Consider the following 268-nt stretch of genomic DNA (forward strand, 5'->3'; position numbering starts at 1 on the left):
GCCACTGCAGCGAGAGCCGCTCCAGCGCCTGCGCCAGCGCCAGCAGATTGCCTTCATAGCAGTAACACAACAGTTGCACGGCCGCGTCATCTACCGATAACTTCAGCGCCTTAGCGCGATTAACGACCCAGCGTGGCAGTTGCGCCTGTTCAGGCGTCTGACAGGGCACTAATACCGCAGATGTGGACAACGCTTTAAACCAGGCGCTGTTTTCCTGCGCTTTGGTCAGCTTCGCCATCCGGCAGATCAGCAGAATATCGGCGTGCAG

The 268-nt window shown here is 58.6% G+C and carries 1 pseudogene; it reads right to left on the reverse strand.

From position 1 onward, the window contains the following. A pseudogene (locus tag SB765_RS30125) lies at positions 1-268 on the reverse strand (hypothetical protein); the annotation flags it as partial.

Source organism: Pseudomonas sp. SIMBA_067 (assembly GCF_046534675.1).
GTDB lineage: Bacteria > Pseudomonadota > Gammaproteobacteria > Pseudomonadales > Pseudomonadaceae > Aquipseudomonas > Aquipseudomonas putida.